Annotated in this window: 9 protein-coding genes; 5 read left to right on the top strand and 4 right to left on the bottom strand. The window is 71.8% G+C overall.

All coding sequences use genetic code 11. The features are described 5' to 3' along the window. Window positions 1-140: 140 nt before the first annotated feature. Both ACZ6C1_RS03855 and ACZ6C1_RS03850 read right to left on the bottom strand, forming a co-directional pair. Window positions 141-488 carry a DUF6233 domain-containing protein gene (locus tag ACZ6C1_RS03855; protein WP_469237356.1) on the bottom strand — a complete coding sequence of 116 codons (348 nt, stop codon included), beginning with the start codon at window positions 486-488 and terminating at the stop codon, window positions 141-143. A 40-nt stretch (window positions 489-528) separates the two neighbouring features. Then, window positions 529-897, bottom strand: coding sequence for a hypothetical protein (locus ACZ6C1_RS03850; protein WP_469237354.1), 369 nt, complete (start codon window positions 895-897; stop codon window positions 529-531). A gap of 279 nt (window positions 898-1,176) precedes the next feature. On the opposite strand from ACZ6C1_RS03850, the gene ACZ6C1_RS03845 reads away from it, so the two are divergent. The 3 genes from ACZ6C1_RS03845 (at window position 1,177) to ACZ6C1_RS03835 (ending at window position 6,787) form a co-directional block, all read left to right on the top strand. Next, the gene (locus tag ACZ6C1_RS03845; protein WP_469237352.1) at window positions 1,177-3,897 is read left to right on the top strand and encodes a xanthine dehydrogenase family protein molybdopterin-binding subunit; all 2,721 of its coding nucleotides are present in this window, start codon (window positions 1,177-1,179) and stop codon (window positions 3,895-3,897) included. Further along, window positions 3,897-5,759 (top strand): ferritin-like domain-containing protein, encoded by a 1,863-nt coding sequence (locus ACZ6C1_RS03840; protein ID WP_469237351.1) that lies wholly within the window; start codon window positions 3,897-3,899, stop codon window positions 5,757-5,759. Before ACZ6C1_RS03845 ends, ACZ6C1_RS03840 begins: the two co-directional genes overlap by 1 nt. 518 nt (window positions 5,760-6,277) lie before the next feature. Continuing rightward, window positions 6,278-6,787, top strand: coding sequence for a hypothetical protein (locus ACZ6C1_RS03835; RefSeq protein WP_469237349.1), 510 nt, complete (start codon window positions 6,278-6,280; stop codon window positions 6,785-6,787). 297 nt (window positions 6,788-7,084) lie between these two features. Here the strand turns inward: ACZ6C1_RS03835 and tpg are convergent, their stop codons facing one another. Further along, window positions 7,085-7,642: a telomere-protecting terminal protein Tpg gene (tpg, locus tag ACZ6C1_RS03830; RefSeq protein WP_469237347.1), complete on the bottom strand. Its 558-nt coding sequence runs from the start codon at window positions 7,640-7,642 to the stop codon at window positions 7,085-7,087. A gap of 15 nt (window positions 7,643-7,657) precedes the next feature. Then, window positions 7,658-9,883, bottom strand: coding sequence for a telomere-associated protein Tap (gene tap / locus ACZ6C1_RS03825; RefSeq protein WP_469237345.1), 2,226 nt, complete (start codon window positions 9,881-9,883; stop codon window positions 7,658-7,660). A gap of 377 nt (window positions 9,884-10,260) precedes the next feature. On the opposite strand from tap, the gene ACZ6C1_RS03820 reads away from it, so the two are divergent. Then, window positions 10,261-10,791 (top strand): DUF6584 family protein, encoded by a 531-nt coding sequence (locus ACZ6C1_RS03820; protein ID WP_469237343.1) that lies wholly within the window; start codon window positions 10,261-10,263, stop codon window positions 10,789-10,791. A 624-nt stretch (window positions 10,792-11,415) separates the two neighbouring features. Beyond that, window positions 11,416-16,281 carry a ricin-type beta-trefoil lectin domain protein gene (locus ACZ6C1_RS03815; RefSeq protein ID WP_469238155.1) on the top strand — a complete coding sequence of 1,622 codons (4,866 nt, stop codon included), beginning with the start codon at window positions 11,416-11,418 and terminating at the stop codon, window positions 16,279-16,281. Window positions 16,282-16,320: the final 39 nt, after the last annotated feature.

Raw genomic sequence — 16,320 nt, 5'->3', positions numbered from 1 at the left:
TTTCCGGACTCCGTGGCCCGCCCGTCAGGACTCCGTCCCCGGCGCCGTCCGCGACCGCGCGGGTGTGGCGTAGCCGACTCGGCTGCTAATGATCTTGGTTGTGGCCTGCTGCTCAGCGGTACGAATCGAAGGCGGCCCACCTACCCGTCGATCAGCCCGAGCTCGGTGTCCGGCCTGCACACCGCGCAGGCCTCGACCGAGTCGGCCAGCGCCTGGCGAGCAACCTGCTCGGACACGCCTGCCGCTCCCTTGCCGGCGAGCGCGCAGGTGCCCACATGGACCTTCACGGGTGTTCGGGTGGCATCCAGACCGCGCTGGATCCGGTAGGGCGGGGGAGGGGGCGGGGCGGTCCGCCGCTGGATCTCCCGGCGCCGGGCTTCGGCTGCGCGCGCCTGGCGGACGTATCTGAGCTGCACGGTCAGATACGTCTCGATGTCGGCCAGCCGCTCGTCGTCGGACGGGTACGGGGGCGGCAGAGGTTCGGACACGGCGTCGGTCCTGTCGGGGTCGTCGGACGGAGGCGGGCTGTCAGGCGGCTTCAGCGATGTCGAGCACCGCTGCGGCTGCCCGCGTGACGTGCTTCAGCTCCGAGCGGGCCCCGGCACGCCTCTCCGCCTCGACCTGCTGCCAGAAGGGGTGACCGCTGACGGTCATGGACAGCTCCACGCACTGCTTACGGAGTCTGGCGACGGCTTCCTTCTCTTCCTCGGTCCAGCCGGGACTGGCCTCGCGACCGCCGGTGATCTCGTCCGTGTGCGGATGCTTCGTGCCGGCCCATCCCGGCAGCGGCTCCACACTCCACGGCAGCCTGCCGCACAGGGCGGCCAGCTCGGCGGTCGCCTGGTGCAGGCGGGTCTGCGCAGCACGCAGATCGTCGGGGAACGCAGTCTCAGCCATGGCTAGAATAGTACGCCCGTTCGATTAGTGGTGGGGGTGGGCGCCGTGCCCTCGGCGAGGTGCCCTGGGGTGGCCGAGACGCCACGTTCCGGACCCGCCCCAGACCCCGAGCACGCTCCCCTCACCTGGTGACCCTCGGCGTCGCCCGGCAGGCGGCCGGTGTTCCCGGTGGCACTCGTTCGGATTCGCCCGCGTTGCCGGGGCCGTACGCCGGTGCTGGAGTGGGCCCCACGGCCGCGGACGCAGGAGCGCTGCCAGGACATGGGACGAGGACGGGTCATGGGTGGTGATACCGCCGGCGTCCGGAGGGCGGACGCCGAGGACGGTGCCGACGCGGTACGGCGGCTGAAGGTGACCGGCGGCAAGGTCTACGCCAGCGACTTCAGACCACGGGACCTCGCCGCCGAGGGCTGGCCCGCCGAATGCGCCCACGCCCTGCTGCTCCGCAGCCGGTACGTGGACCGCCCCTTCACCGGCCTGGACCTCGCGCTGCTGCCCGCCGGCCTCCGGCCCGACACGGTCGTGACCGCGAGCGACCTGCCCGAGCCGCCCTACCGCAACAGGGTCTCCACCGACCAGGTCCAGGCCCTCCTCCCGGCGGGCGAGAGGGCCGACTACCTCGGCCAGCCCGTCGCCATCGCGCTCTACGACGACTTCGTCCGGTTCCGGCGCGCGGCCCAGGAACTGCGCGAGGACCCCGGTCCTGTGGTGTACGGGCCGCCGTCGGCCGGCCAGGACGAGCACCGGAGCATCGAGGCCGAGCTTCACGAGTGGACCAGGCGCCGGTTCACCGGTGCCCACCGCCAGAGCCACTACCTGCTGGACCACACCACACCCACCGGATACTCCTACTGGAACCGCGGACGCATCCAGACGTTCGACGGGACGTCGTTCATCCGTGACGGCAGGCCCGACACCGAAGCCGAGGACCTGTACCGGGCCCTCGAAACCCACCTGGCGGACGAGGCCGAACACCTCGTCGAGACCACGACCTTCACCCAGCAGACCGACCCGGCCTTCCTCGAACCCGAGGCGGGGCTGGCCTGGCTCGACCGCAGTACCGGCGTGCTGCACATGCTGCTCGGCACCCAGTCGCCGCACAGCGACGTACCCGACATCCTCGACCTGCTCGGAGGCCGCGCCCACCCCACCGTCCGGAGCGTGCGGCTGACGGCGGCCGAATGCGGCGGCGGATTCGGCGGCCGGGACAAGTCACCCTTCCCCTTCTACCTCGCGCTCGCGGCGGTCTTCTCCCCCGTACCGGTCCGTCTCGCCTACGACCGGCGGGAGCAGTTCCAGGGCGGGCTCAAGCGCCACGAGTCCGCCGTGCGGAGCTGGATCCGCGCCACTCCCGACGGGCGCATCGACGCCATGCGTTCCTTCATCGTGCTGCGCGGCGGAGTCGAGGCCAACCTCAACGGAGCCGTCCTCGGACTCGCCGCCCTCCACGCCACCGGCCCCTACCGGGTCCCCCGCGCCTCCGTGCACGCGATCGTCCTGGAGCGGGCCATCCCCCCGGTGGGGTCGATGCGCGGCTTCGGCATCCCCCAGGTCGCGTTCAACGTGGAGACGGCACTCGACCGGCTCGCCGTACGCCGGCTGCGCACCGACCCGATCCGCTTCCGCCTCACCAACGCGCTGCGCCCACGCGGCGACGACGGCCCGGACGACGTCGACCTCGCCGGGACCCCCTTGGGCTTCCACGTCGGCAACGCCGAGGTCTGCGCCGCCGCGCTGGAGCACCCCCTGTGGCGGGAGCGCGACGAGCTACGCGCCCGCGCCGTCCGCCGCGGTGACGGCACCCTCCGCGGTGTCGGCTTCGCCTGCTGCATGGAGGCGTACGGAACGAGTCAGGACAGCGTGTACAGCGCCGTCCACCTCACCGACGACGGCCGCGTCGAGGTGTGGGGGCAGACCATCGACATGGGGCAGTCCGCACGGCTCGCCCTGGAGCACGCCGCACACGGCCTGCTGGGGGCACCGGCCGTAGCCCGGCTCGGCGTCGTGGGGCCGTTCGAACGGTTCGCCAAACGTCTTCGGGACCGAGGACTGCACAACCAGATGAAGATCTCCCTGTCGCACGGGGCCAGCAGCGCCTCCAAGACGGCGTTCTTCCACGTCCACGTCCTGCGCGAAGCCTGTCTCGCCCTGCTGCGCCTGCGGCTGCTTCCCGCCGCGCGGACCCTGCTCGGTGAACCCCGCCTGAGCGACGAGCAGCTGATGGCCGCCTGGCGCGACGGTGCTGTACGGCTGGAGGGCCGCGACCCCGTCCCGTTGTCCGCGCTCGTCCGTGAACTGCGCCGCACCGGACGCGAAACCTATGTCCTGGCCCACGGCTACTTCTGCAACGGCTGGTCGCAGGCGACCTTCCGGGTCGACGGGGTCGAGCACACGGCGTCCGTCGACGCGCTGGCCCTGGGACAGGGGCCCTTGGACGACCCCCCGGCGCTGGAGCCCCACGGCCCGCTGCGGCCACCACCCGCTCGGGGCCCCGGCGGCGCGATCGTACCCCGCTCCCTGTACGCCGCCGCCGGACACCTGATCGGCGTGGAACTGGCCCCGCGCCGGGGCACCCTCCGCGTGACGGACGCGGTCACCTTCCTGGACGCCGGCGACGCCCTCCTGCCGTCGGCACTCGAAGGACAGATCGAAGGCGGCCTGGCGATGGGCATCTCGCACGCGCTGCACGAGGAACTGCCCGAGGAGACCGGCGCCGGGCCGTACGTGAACCTGGACCGCTACCGGCTGCCCCGCTACGCCGACATCGCCGGCATCCACCGCGAGACGGTGCTCGTTCCCCTCCCTGACAGCGGCGCCCTCGGGCCTGGACAACCGGCCATGCGGCACAAGGGGATCGGCGAGGCCACCATGACCAGCGTCGGTCCCGCGATCGCCAACGCCGTCGCCCACGCCCTGGGCCACACCGACGACCGCTGCTGGCCCACCCGTACCCCGATCCGCCTCGCGGATCTGCCCCTCCCCACCGATGGACGGCCGTGATGCAGGAACCGCAGACCGAGCTGGACGTCGTCGTCAACGGTGTACGGCACCACGGACGGCGGGTAGCGGGCGACATGTCGCTCGTGCACTTCCTCCAGGAGGACCTGGGGCTCACCGGCACGAGGATCGGCTGCTCGATCGGCGAGTGCCGTGCCTGCACCGTCGCCGTCCGGACAGAGCCGGGACTCCCGGCCGTGACGCGCCAGGCCTGCATGACGAGCATGCGGCACGTGCGCGGCTGGGAGGTGACGACCGTCGAGGGGCTCGCGAAGGACGGTGCGCTCCACCCCGTCCAGCAGGCCTTCCTGGACCGCGACGCCTTCCAGTGCGGCTACTGCGCGGCCGGCTTCGCCGTCGCCGGCAGCGTGGTCACCGAGCACGCGCGGACGTCCCGCGAGGAAGGAAACGCCCTGGACGCGGACGACCTGGACGATCTGGTCGCCACGGTCCTCGGCCCGCACGTGTGCCGCTGCACCGGTTACGACCGGTACGGGGAGGCGGTGCGGGCCGCCGCGGACGGACACCGTACGGGTACGCTCCCCGCCACCCCGGAAGCCGACGCCGTCACCCCACCGGAGGCCGCGCCCAGCACCGCGCCCGAGGCCCGTCCCGGGCCCTCGCCCTCATCTGAAGTCGCGCCCCGACCGGCCGCCGTCCGCACCAGCACCGGTGCTGCCACCGGCACCGGCACCGGCACCGGCTCCCGCTCCTCGGCCGCCGCGCGCCCGCTCACACCGGGCGAGGCCGAACACCTCGGCTACACCCCCCTGTTCGACGATCCCTCGCTCGAACTGATTCGGTTGCTGCGCGACGGCGCCGAGATCGAGCACTCGCTCCTCGTCCAGTACCTGTACGCGGCGTTCTCGGTGAAGGTACCCCGCTTCCTGTCGCTCGCCGGCTGGCCCAGCCACCGCTACGGGGGGCGCCCCCTGCATCTGATGGGGGTGGCCATCGAGGAGATGACTCACCTCGACATCGTCAACTCCCTCCTGGTCGCCCTCGGAGCCGCCCCGCACCTGGGACGTCAGCAGTTCCCGTACGAGCAGGACATCTACCCCTTCGACTTCGCGCTGGAGCCGCTGAGCCAGTACAGCCTGGCGAAGTACGTCTACGTCGAGGCATCGCCCCAAGCGGTCGACCCCGAGCAGCAACAGACCCCGGAGGACCGTGCGTTCGTCGCCCGGCTGTACGAGGTGCTCGGCTCGGGCCCCACCCCCACACCCCGGCCCAACCAGGTCGGCAGCCTCTACCGCAAGGTCACCCGCGTACTGGAGCTGCTCCGTGCCCGGGAACCGGACCGGCTCGACTACCCCACCTGGACCGCCCGTCTCGACCTGCTGCGCGAAGAGGGCGAGAGCGAGCACTTCGTCCTCTTCCGCGCCCTGTTCGAGGGGACACACCCAGCTCTTCTCGGCGGCCAGGACGTATGGAACCCCGCGAGTCCCGACCACCCGGTCGTCCCGCTGCACCTCGCCACCGGTCTTCCGCCGTCCGGTGAGCCAGTGCCGGACGAAACCGTCCCCGTGCTGCGCCATCTGTCGAACCTGCACTACTGGGCGGTCTGCATGCTGCTGGACCAGTCCTACCGGCGCGGGTCCCGATTCCACAGCGCGGCCCGCCGCCATATGACCGGTCCCATGCGCTCCCTCGGCACGGCCCTCGCGCGGAACGGCGAGGGAATGCCCTTCGACGCGTTCGTCGCCGGGTACGCACCCGGGCGCGGTGACGCCGAGAACCTCGAGCTGTGCCGGGGGATGGTCCGGCAGATCGTCCTGGCCCAGGAGCGCTGCGCCCGCCACCTGCCACCCGACTACGCCCACACCTGCGCACGGGAGACGCTGTGGGAGCTGTCGGTCGCGTGAGGCCCCGGCGCCGACGGGGGCTCGCCTCCACGGCGTGATGGGTGGCGGGGCGTACGCCGGTTGTCGACGACCGCGGCGGGGCGACGCGCGGCCACGGGGCCGCGGGCGGATCGTCAAAAGCCGTCTGCGCGTTCGCGAACGTGGCATCCGGCCCGCCGCCCCCCTCCAGGCCCCCGCGGGCGGACCTGACCTACGCCGAACCCGGCAGGGACGGGCAGCGCATCACCTGGGAGTGGACGGCGGGCAACCACGACCAGCCGGGCCGGCAGCCACTGGATCAGTGCTCCGGTGCGGGGACAAGACGCCACCCTGGAACGGCTTCGCGCTGACCGGAAGCTCGAAGAGGCCCCGGCCCGCGGGTCCGACCCACTGCCTCTCGCCGAGGTCTTCGGGCTCGACGAGAAGACCGCGATACGCTACGCGGACTCCGCACGAGCCCTGTTGGAACAGGCCGCTGAACAGCACCTTCGATGAAATCTTGCTCGACCCGGACGCGCCGTGAAGGCAATCATGGACGAGTGACGTCGACCGAAGCAGCAGCAATCGATCTACAGGACCATGCGGCCCTCTGGAGCATGGGGGAAATCCGCGCGAGCGAGGTCGTGAGTGCCGCCTGTGATGCGCTCGTCGCCGGACTCGACACCCCCGGCCTTCGAATCCTCGCCGCCTGCACACACGCCGAGGCGGACTATGACGTCCACGACCTGCTTCCCGCAGCTCTGGACGAACTCGGCCTCACCTTCTATCCGGTCGGCAGCGAGGCCGGCCAGGAAGCCGCCGCCCGAGCCCTCGCACGCCGCTTGCTCGCCGGAGAGCTCACGCCTCGGGAGTTCACCTTCCGGATTCATCAGCGTTATGGACATGAGCTACCCCTGACCGAGCGACTCGCTGAACTCGACGACGAGTACGACATCCTCGAATACGGCGACAGAACCCTGGACCAGATCGATGCCGAGGTCATGGCCGAAGCCCGCCACCTCGCGGCCCACCCCATGGTTCCCGTCCAACGTGCGGATTCGCCCAGCTGATGCCCATGGACCGACACGCGAGTGCCTGCTGAACAGCCTTCGGTTTCCCTGAACCCACGGGCCTCTGGCGGCGGTGGGAACATCCGGCCGACCACTCTCCCGGGCCGCGGGCGGGTACCACTGCGAGGCCGCACGCAGCCACGGAAGACCGCCTCCGTCGTCTCGCGCGTCTTGCTACTTCCGCCAGCCCCACCTCGCCGTGCGTCCCGGTGACCGCACCGACTTCCAAAGCGGCCACCAGGTCGTCGGCTTCGGCCGCGGGAACACCCTGGTGTCCTGTCTGGGCCCCTGACCGGTCTATAGCTCGAATTCCAGGTCGAGGAGGTCGGTGAGTTCGACTTCGAGGCCGTGGGCGCGGTGGCCGTTGTCGCGGAAGTAGACCTCGCCCAAGGCCTCGGCGGCGATCTGGCGGAGCTGGTCCTCGGTGAGACCGGCCTCCTGGGCCGTGAAGAGGCGGGCGGCGTGGCGAGGGGGCAGGGCGAGGGTGAGGTGGCGCACGCGGGCGTCGTCGGTGCTGCCGGGTGCGGCGGTGTAGCCGAACCGGGCCTGAACATCGATCATGATGCCGGCGGTGGTGGCCGCGGCCTGCCTCGCCCTGGCCCGGATCTGCGGCTGCCAGCGCACGCGGACCTCACGCTCCAGCCGGTCAGCGAGGTCCGGCCGGGGCCTTCTGATCTGGTTTCTCACGTAGCGTTCGACGGTGCGCCGGCTGATGCCGAGTAGTTCGGCCACGCGCCGGGTGCTGCCCTGGTGCCGGCGGACCAGGTAACGCATCTGCGCCCCGGCGGACTTGGGGACGGGGCGGGTGAACGCGCCCTGCACCGCCTTGTCGAGTTCTTCCCCGACCATGACCATCGCCTGTGACGCTCCTTATTCTCCGGTGTCCTTGGCGGTGACCTCGCCGGTCTTGATGTAGCGGGCGAGGTTGGCGACATGGCCGTCGGCGCCGAGCTGCTCGAGCACGTCCGCACCCCACAGCACGCTCTGGGTGCCCTCGTGCTTGACCATTCCGGGGGAGACGCCGAGCCGGAAGCTGCCGGGCACGGTCTTGCCGTCGGCGTCGTAGGGCAGGACGTCCAGGGGGCTGGGTCCGTCGGCGGCGTACACGGCGCAGTCCGACAGGACGGCGACCGGGTAGCGGCCGGTAGCCGCGGCCAGGGCGACCATCTTGCGGTGCATGTTGATCCGGGCCCGGGAGATGACGGCTGCCCGGATGTCCGGCCGCCACGTCGGCCGGGCGAGGGCCGGCCAGGCCTGTCCCGGTTTCCAGCCGCCGCCGCGCGCCTTCTCCTGCAGCTTGCCGATCCCGCCCTTGACGGTCATCTTGATCGCGCCCAGGACCAGGGCCAGCTCCGGATCACGGCTGCGGTAGTCGTCCATCGCCGTCAGGAACTCGGCCGGGGACAGCTTCTCCGGCACACCCAAGTCCGCCATGGTGGCGACGTAGGCGTCACGCAGCCGCTTGTACCAGCCGTCCAGGAACCGGCCACTGTCCTGACGTACCCAGGCCTCGAGCGGGGCGACGTCGTAGCCGAGCTCCACGGCATAGGCGACGGTCGGGGTGGCGTACCAGGCCGGACCCGCCGGGCGCTCACCGGTCGGCGTGAAGGGGCTGGGCAGCAGCGCGGCGTCGAGGTCGCGCCACTGCTTGCCGACCTTCACCCGGCCGAGGTCGACGTGGGAGAGGTCGACCAGCCATGAGCCGGGCAGCGCCGCGTCAAAGACCGGGTTGGTGACGTGGACCGGTGGCGTGGCAAGGCCGACGACGGCGCCGTTGGCGGCCGCGCCGAAGGCGAGGTTCACATCGAGGCCGACCAGATAGCGCTGCATGCATTCGGTGTCCGTCATGTCCCGCGCCCAGTCGTAGGCCTCCTCGAACAACCTCTCCTCCGGGCCGCGCAGGTGGAAGCGGGGCAGGTGGGCCAGGACGGGGTGTCCGTCGGTCGCCTCGCACGGCGCCGGGTCCATCGGCTCGGTTCCCAAGGACCCAGGCCGGTGCTCGCGGTGCCGACGGCCGTCGGCGTCCGGCTCGCCGACGCGGGTCGGCGGGTTGAGCGCGGTCATCAGATGCAGCCCCGTCACCGCGGTGGAACCCACCGGCGTCATCACCCGCTGCGCGTACACACCCAGCACCCGGGCCAGCTCCGCCGGCTCCAGGCGGGCTGCATGGCCCCAGGCGCGGTCGTCCAGTGCACGCCAGGAGGGGATGCACAACTGCACGCACTGCCGACGGCCGCCTTGGGCAGGGCGGTAGATCCGCGCCCACGGTCCCAGCCCCCGCTTGGTGAGCTGCCAGTCGGCGCGCTGAAGCTGCTTGATGACCTTGTGCCCTTCCGGGAGCCGCCCGGCGAGCCGTTCGGACTCCGACAACGCGGCGGGCAGGCCGTACCGTTCACACGCGGCCTCGGTGAGCACCAACAGCGGGTCGGCGTCCTTGCCCGACCCGTGCAGCCTCTCCGCCCCGAGCTGCGCCTCGGCCAGCGTCCACTCGACAAGGGCGGGCAGGGACTTGGCAGGCACGTCCAGGATCAGGCCGCCGACGCCGTGACCGGTGACGTTGCGCTCCGCGTCGGCGTCGAGGACGAGCAGCGGACCGTGCGGGTACGCACTCCCCGGCGCGGAGGTGCCCGCCGTGGCGGCCTTCTTCGCGCCCGGGCGACGCGGGGTCTGCGACGGCCGGGCGGCATCTTGCGGTGCGGTGGCCGGTGCGGCAGCGGCGGCGGGGGAATCAGCCTGGGCAGCCTCGGGTGCCTCGTCCATGGGCGGCACGGCGGGTACCGCGTGCGTCTGGTCTGCCGGCTCGCCGGGTGTCTTCGGCGCTGGGGGCTTTCCCTGTGGCGCGCCGGCGCTCTCCGGGGCGGGGTAGAGCTGCGCGAGCTGCTTCAGCAGGCGGGCGTACGCCTCCCGCTCCGGCGGCCGCGGCTCGCTCTTGCCCGACTCCCAGCCGCCGATGGTCGCCCGCCGCACGCCCAGGGCGGCGGCCACCTCGTCCAGGGTGAGCGCGTGCGCCTGGCGCAGCCGTCTGCGTTCCTCGGGCGGCGGCAGCGGGGACCGGGACGCGACCAGAGCGTCCACCGCATCGAACAACTCGGACATGGGGCACCTCCGCCGCCAGCCTACCCCACCAGGTGTACATATCACGCACATATCCCGTACCTTTCGCGTACGGACGGGGTCGGTGGTAGCTCGGGTGGCCCCGGTTTCGGCGGCCTGGGCTGCCTGGCCCCGGCCGTCTGGGGCGGGGCGGCGGTGAGCTGCTGGAGGTTGTCGGCGAGGCGGTTGAGCGTCGCAGCGCGATGATGGTGCGGGCTTGGTCGGTGAGGTTGACCAGATGTGCGGCGGGCGTCGTGCGGCGGGCGTCGGGTCGGCGGGTGGGAGCGCTGAGGCCTCGCGTGATGGATCCCTTGGGAGGGGCAGGTGCTGGGCAGGCAACTAGGTCGACGGGGATCAGTGCGATGGCCGATCATGTGCTCATGCCCCTGACAGAGACCCTTGCCCGAGTCGACGCAGACCTGGCCGCCGGCCGGGTTCCTGTTGCCCGCCAGCGTTTGCGTGGTCTGGTCTCGTCCTTCCCCTGCGACCTGACGCTCCGTCGGCGTCTGGCCGAGGTGTACCGGCTCTATGGCGATGCCGCCGAGGCCGGGCGGTGGATGTACCTGGAAGAGGACCGCAACGCCGACGAGACCGCCGCCTTCGAGGCGCGGTACGGGTCTCCCGCGTGGCGGATGAAGGCACTCGCCTGGCGCGGCCCCGAGGCGATGGCTGCTACCTCCTTCGCGGAGAAGCAGCTGGTCGACGTGCGGACCGCCTGCGCCGAGGAGCTGGGGCACCGTGTCGACTGGGAGGACCCCGCCTCCTACCTGGACGGCCTGGAGGACAAGTACGAGGAGGCGCCCTCCGGGCCGTGGACGTTCGGCGGTGTGCTGGCGGGCGGTGGCTGCCTGATGGGGGCCCTCGCGTTCCTCGCGATCTGGGTGAAGGGAGTCGTTGCCCTCTTCGACTGAACAACGCCTGCCTCAACCACGCCCCATGCGGGCCCGGTGACCGACACCAGGTCGCCCAGGCTCGCAGCCTGATGGAGTGCACCGGCCAGCTTGCCACCTTCACCCGCTCGATGCGCCGCATTCCATGCACGAGCCACGTGGCGCAGAGGTACATCGACGTCGTCAGGGGCTGGAGCAAGAAGCCCCCTGAGGTCGCGGTGGCGGGGCGCGTGAGGGGCGCCGGGGTGGAGGGCGCGCATCGTCCTGTGAGCTGCGTCACTCCGTGTTCCGCCGCTCCGTGCCCTGTGCCTAAGGTGGGCGCCGCGTTCGGCCGATCCTGACCAATCGGTGCTGAGCGCACGTCATTTCGGCGGCCGGGGGAACACCGTCGCCGGTAGGGGGAGGGGTCCGTCCGTCATGCCTTCACATGCGCCGCCCGCGTACGCCGGGCTTGTCCGCGCCGTGCCCGCGCAGGCCTGACGGCCGCCCTGGTCCACACCCGTTCCTCCATCTTTTCCACGGCCCTTCGGCCCGCCTCTTCCCCGAACGGAGAAAGGGACCCCCTTGCGTCCCAGACCAGGGTCGTTCAGACCCGGCATCAGAAGATCCCGCTTCCTCACACCCGCCGTCACCGCCGCCGTCGCCATGGCGGTCGTCGGCGGCCCGGCTGTCGAGCCCGGCCTCCTCGACCGGGCCGAACCGGCCGGCAACTCCTACGACTGGTATGAGGACACCGCGGCCGAGCAACTGCGGCAGGACCAGTGCCTGATGGCCGACGTGCTGCGTCTGGGCGGTCCGGCCATGGCCGCCACCGCCCAGGACGGGCTCAACCAGCCGGCGGACAAGCTCCACGCGCTGGCGGACCGCAAGCACTGGCAAACCACGCCCCTCTCGCAGGCGTACGCGAAGGACCGCGCCGCCGCCGACAAGGAACTGGAGGGCATCTTCGCCCTCCGGGAGAGCTGGAAGAAGCCCCTCGCCGGGTTGTCGACTCCGGCCGGTATCAACGACGCCACCTTCCACTGGCCGCCGGGCACCAGGGAGGGGAAGGACTTCCACACCCAGACCGGTCTGACCCAGTGGATCGCGGACCGGTTCTGGAAGAGCGAGAGCGCCTTTTACGAGGACCCCACCCCCCAGGCCGATGAGAAGACCCGCAAGGCCGTCACCGACCTGGGCAACCCGCTCTACGGCAAGGACCCCGACTCGACGACGAGCACCGACTGGACCCGCGACGTCGCCGAGAACGAGGGCTTCAAGTGGCTGAGGGACAGCACGTTCGAGCCCACCGGCGCGGACAACGCCCGGCTGTTCCTCTCCGCCGGCGGTTTCCCCCGTACCGCCCCCGCGCCCGGCACCGCGGAGTTCCGCATCGCGGTCGAGGAGATGAAGACCCGCTACTCGACCTGTGCCTGGCGTGACGCGCTCGACCCGAACAGTGTCCTCGGGGAGATTTCCGCGACGGCGGCCACCGAGTGGCAGCAGGAGATCGCCTCTCAGGCCACCCAGCGCAACCAAGTCGTGAACGCCGGCAAGGACGCCACCAAGGCACTCGCCGCCGGAGCCGAGTCCCTGGGCCAGATGCTGGGCCAGTCGTGGGTCGCCGACCACCTCACCCGCTGGCAGGACCACTGGTCGGCAGGCGGGGTCGGCTGGATCGGCGACGCCCCGGCCACGATCGGGCTCCAGGCGGCGCCGGGCAAGTGCCTGGACGTCCAGGGCGGCGGAACGGCCGACGGGACCCCGGTCCAGGTCTACACCTGCAACGGCGGAGCCGCGCAGACATGGACGATGGAAGGCGACGACCACGGTCTGCACCTGCGCAACAGCAAGTCCTTCAAATGCCTTGAGGTGGCGGGGAACGGCAAGGCGGACGGCACAAAGATCCAGATCGCGCTGTGCAACAGCTCCCCGGCGCAGACCTGGGCCTACACCCCCCGTGCCACCACGGAGCTGAAGCACGTCGGCTCGGGCAAGTGCCTGAACTTCCCGACGTACGACCCCGGCAAGGACGCGCTGCTCGCCACCTGCAACGCGACCGGCCCGCAGAAGGTCACCATCAAGCCGTCCGGTCACAAGGGCGAGGTCCAGCCCAAGGCCCACTTCGACCAGGCGACGAAGGGCATCGCGGACGCCCAGGCGGGAGCGAAGAAGCAGCTCGCGCTCCTCAAGCAGCAGGCGGCAGCCGCCAAGGCCGCGGCCGCCACCTCCGACGCTGCCGTTCAGGCCGCCTACGCCACCGCCGACAAGAACGGCGCGCCGCGTGGCCGCGGTCTGCTGGTGGGGCTGCAGAAGGCGCAGGTCACCAAGGGTGCCGCCGCCGCGCTCGACGCGATGGTGAAGGCGGGCGAGACCGCCGAGGCCGCCACCCGGGCCGCCGCCGGGAACAGCCAGACCATCACCCAGCGCGCGCTCGCCCAAGCCGCCCAGTCGAAGGCCGAGTTCCGCAAGGAGGCCGCACATACGGCCGAGTTGCAGGCGAAGGCCGCCGCCGACGCGGCCAAGACCCACCGCGACACCGCGAAGAAGGACAAGGAGACCGCCGAGGCGCGGCTCGCCGATGCCCTGAAGGCCGAGAGCAGTGCCAAGGCCGCCGCCGCGGAGGCGCACGCCAAGCGGCTCGCCGCCGAGGCCGAGGAGGCCACGGCGAAGGCGGAGAAGGAGACCGCGGCCGCCAAGCAGGCCGAGGCCGCCCAGCACAAGCGGAACGCCGAGGCGCAGGCCGGCAAGGCCGAAGACGCCAAGAAGGCGGCCCAGTCCTCCGAGGCCACCGCGGTCGAGAAGAAGAACGCCGCCGTCAAAGCCCGTGACCACGCCAAGGCCAAGCGCGACGACGCGTGGGAGGCCGAGCAGAGGTCCGACGCCGCCGCCGCCAAGGCCGCGGCGAAGGAGGCGTACGCCCAGGCCCACGAGTCCGACAGCAACGCCCAGGAGTCCCGGGCGGCGGCCGATGCCGCCGCGGCGCACGCCGACGACGCGGAAGCGGCGGCACGCGCGGCACGCGGGGAGGCCGACCTGGCCACCCAGGCGGCCGCTGACGCGGACGCGGCGGCCACTCGCGCCGAGGCGGCGGCCAAGCGGTCACGTGCGAACGCGGACGACGCCCAGGCGGCGAAGCTGAAGGCCGACGCCGCGGTGCGGACCGCGACCAGCGCCGCGGCGGACGCCATCGCGGCGAGCGACCACGCCGCCGCCGAGGCCAAGGCGGCCGTCGCGCTGGCCGACGAGGCCGAGCGCCTGGCGAAGACCGCCAGGACCCAGGCCGACGCGGCGTTCAAGGAGGCCGCCAACGCCCGGGCCGCGGCGGCGAAGGCCGCCGGCTTCGCCCACGTCACCGCCCAGGCGTCGGTGGACGCCGGCACCGCGGCCGCACAGGTCGCCAAGCCCGCGAACGACGCGATCCAACTCGGCTCGCCCTACGTCACCACCGATGCCACGGCGGGGCTGGTGGTCCTGACGGGTCAGGCGTCGAAGACGATCGCCGAGCAGCAGAAGGCCGTCGCCGCCGCCCACGCCAAGAACGCGAAGGACGAGGCGGCCGCCGCCAAGGCCCTCGCGGACGCGGCCACCGGAGACGCCAAGCAGGCCTACGCGCACGCCGCGAACGCCGCCGCCCACGCGGCCGACGCCCGCGGCTACGCAAAGGAGGCCCTCGGGTACGCGGCCGACGCCGCGACCGCCGCTTCGGCGGCCACCGCATCCCTCGCCCGTACGGTCGAGTACGACAGGAAGGCCGCCGAGGACGCGGCAGCCGCCGACAAGGCTGCCGGGCGCGCCGAGGGGTACGCCAAGGACGCCCGCGCTTCCGCCGACCAGGCCGCCCTCGACGCACAGGGCGCCCGCGAGGCCGCGGCCCGGGCCGAGCAGGCCGCCAAGGACGCACGCGCCGCCGCCAACCGCGCGGACGCCGCCGCAACCGAGGCGGAACAGGCAGCGAAGGACGCGGCCAAGTACGCCAAGGAGGCCCAGGAGGCGGCCGACAGGGCCGAGGCGAAGAGCAAGAACGACCGCATCACCAGCGGCGCCACGACCGGCGAGGGCAACGTCTTCTACGTCGTCGACCGCATGGAGCCGACCGGTGAACCGGAGATCAAGCAGAAGAAGAACTGCGACCCGATCATCCACACCGGCGACTGTGTGATCACGGCCGTCCTGCACTTCACGGCCTACATCGACCTCTACCTCTGTACGGCCGAGGACTTGCCGGCCACGCAGTCCGGCTGCCCCTCGGCGTCCACGGTCTACCTCGGTCCCGCAGTGCTGAAGGACCAGAAGCAGGAGGTCACACGCACCCTCACGATGGCCGAGTTCAACTCGGGCATCGACCCGACGAAGATCATTTTCGGTGACTTCATCGAGTGCGCGAAGAAGATCGCCCCGGGTGGCGAGTCGGGAAGCTGGGCCGGGTGCGCGTGGGCCGCGACCTGGTTCATCCCCGGCAAGGCGTTCAAGGCGATCGGGGACGCGCTCCACGCGGTCAACGCCTCGCTCCACACGGGCGTCGGTGTCCGTGAGGCGTTCAAGACGCTGCGATCCCTTGACGGCCTGGACCCGGCGACGATCGCCCGGATAGAGCACACGGTCGATGTCTACGAGGACGTGTTCACCGCCTGCCAGCGGAACAGCTTCCCTGGCAGCACAGGGGTCCTCATGGCGGACGGCTCGCACCGCCCGATCCGCGACGTCCGCGTCGGCGACCAGGTGCTGGCCACCGACCCGTCGACCGGTGCCCTGCGCGCCCAGGACGTGACGGACACCTTCCGCCACGACACCGAGCGGCTGGTGGACGTCCACATGGCCGGCGGCCGGCTCACGAGCACCGCCGGACACCGCTTCCTCGTCCTCGGCCGCGGCTGGACCACGGTCGCCGAGCTGCGCGTGGGTGACCGGCTGCGCACCCCGGAGGGCACGGAGCAGACCGTGACCGCCCTGCGTGACCGTTCCGGCCTGGCGCCGCGTACGGTCTTCGACCTCACGATCGACGGACTGCACACGTTCTACGTCCGCCCCGAGGGCGAACGGACGCGTGACGTGCTGGTGCACAACTGCACCGACGTCGTCGGGGACGAGGGCATCCTCGAGGCGCACACACTGTCGCAGCACGTCAACAAGACCGCTGCCGAGATGTGGGACAAGGCCCAGACCGCCGGCGTCGCCGGACGCTGGACCAACGAGGCCACGGCCGCCAGCGCCGTCAAGCAGGCGATCGAGGAGTGGGTCAAGCACGGTGACAACGCCCAGAAGCTGGCGGACTGGATGACGAAGGAGGCCCAGCGGATCGGCAAGAAGAAGCCGTACGTCGCGAAGGACCACAACCTGTCGTTCGACTGGGAGCTCAAGGGCAAGGGGTCGCTCGGGCAGGTGTGGTTCAGGAACGGCGACCGCGCCGGCGAGGCCGCGAGCAACGGCGTCAGGGTCGTGCTGAGGTACGCGCCGAAGGTGAAGGGTCAAGGCCAGCACACGGGCAAGTACGTCGTCTACACGTCCTTCCCGCTGCCGAAGAAGCCGTAACACGGCGACCATGGGAACGGGCACCCCTCACGCCAGGGG

The sequence above is a fragment of the Streptomyces sp. NPDC041796 genome, assembly GCF_055590785.1.
The sequence above is the reverse complement of the archived record's forward strand: the minus strand, read 5'-3'. Positions and strand labels throughout refer to the sequence as shown.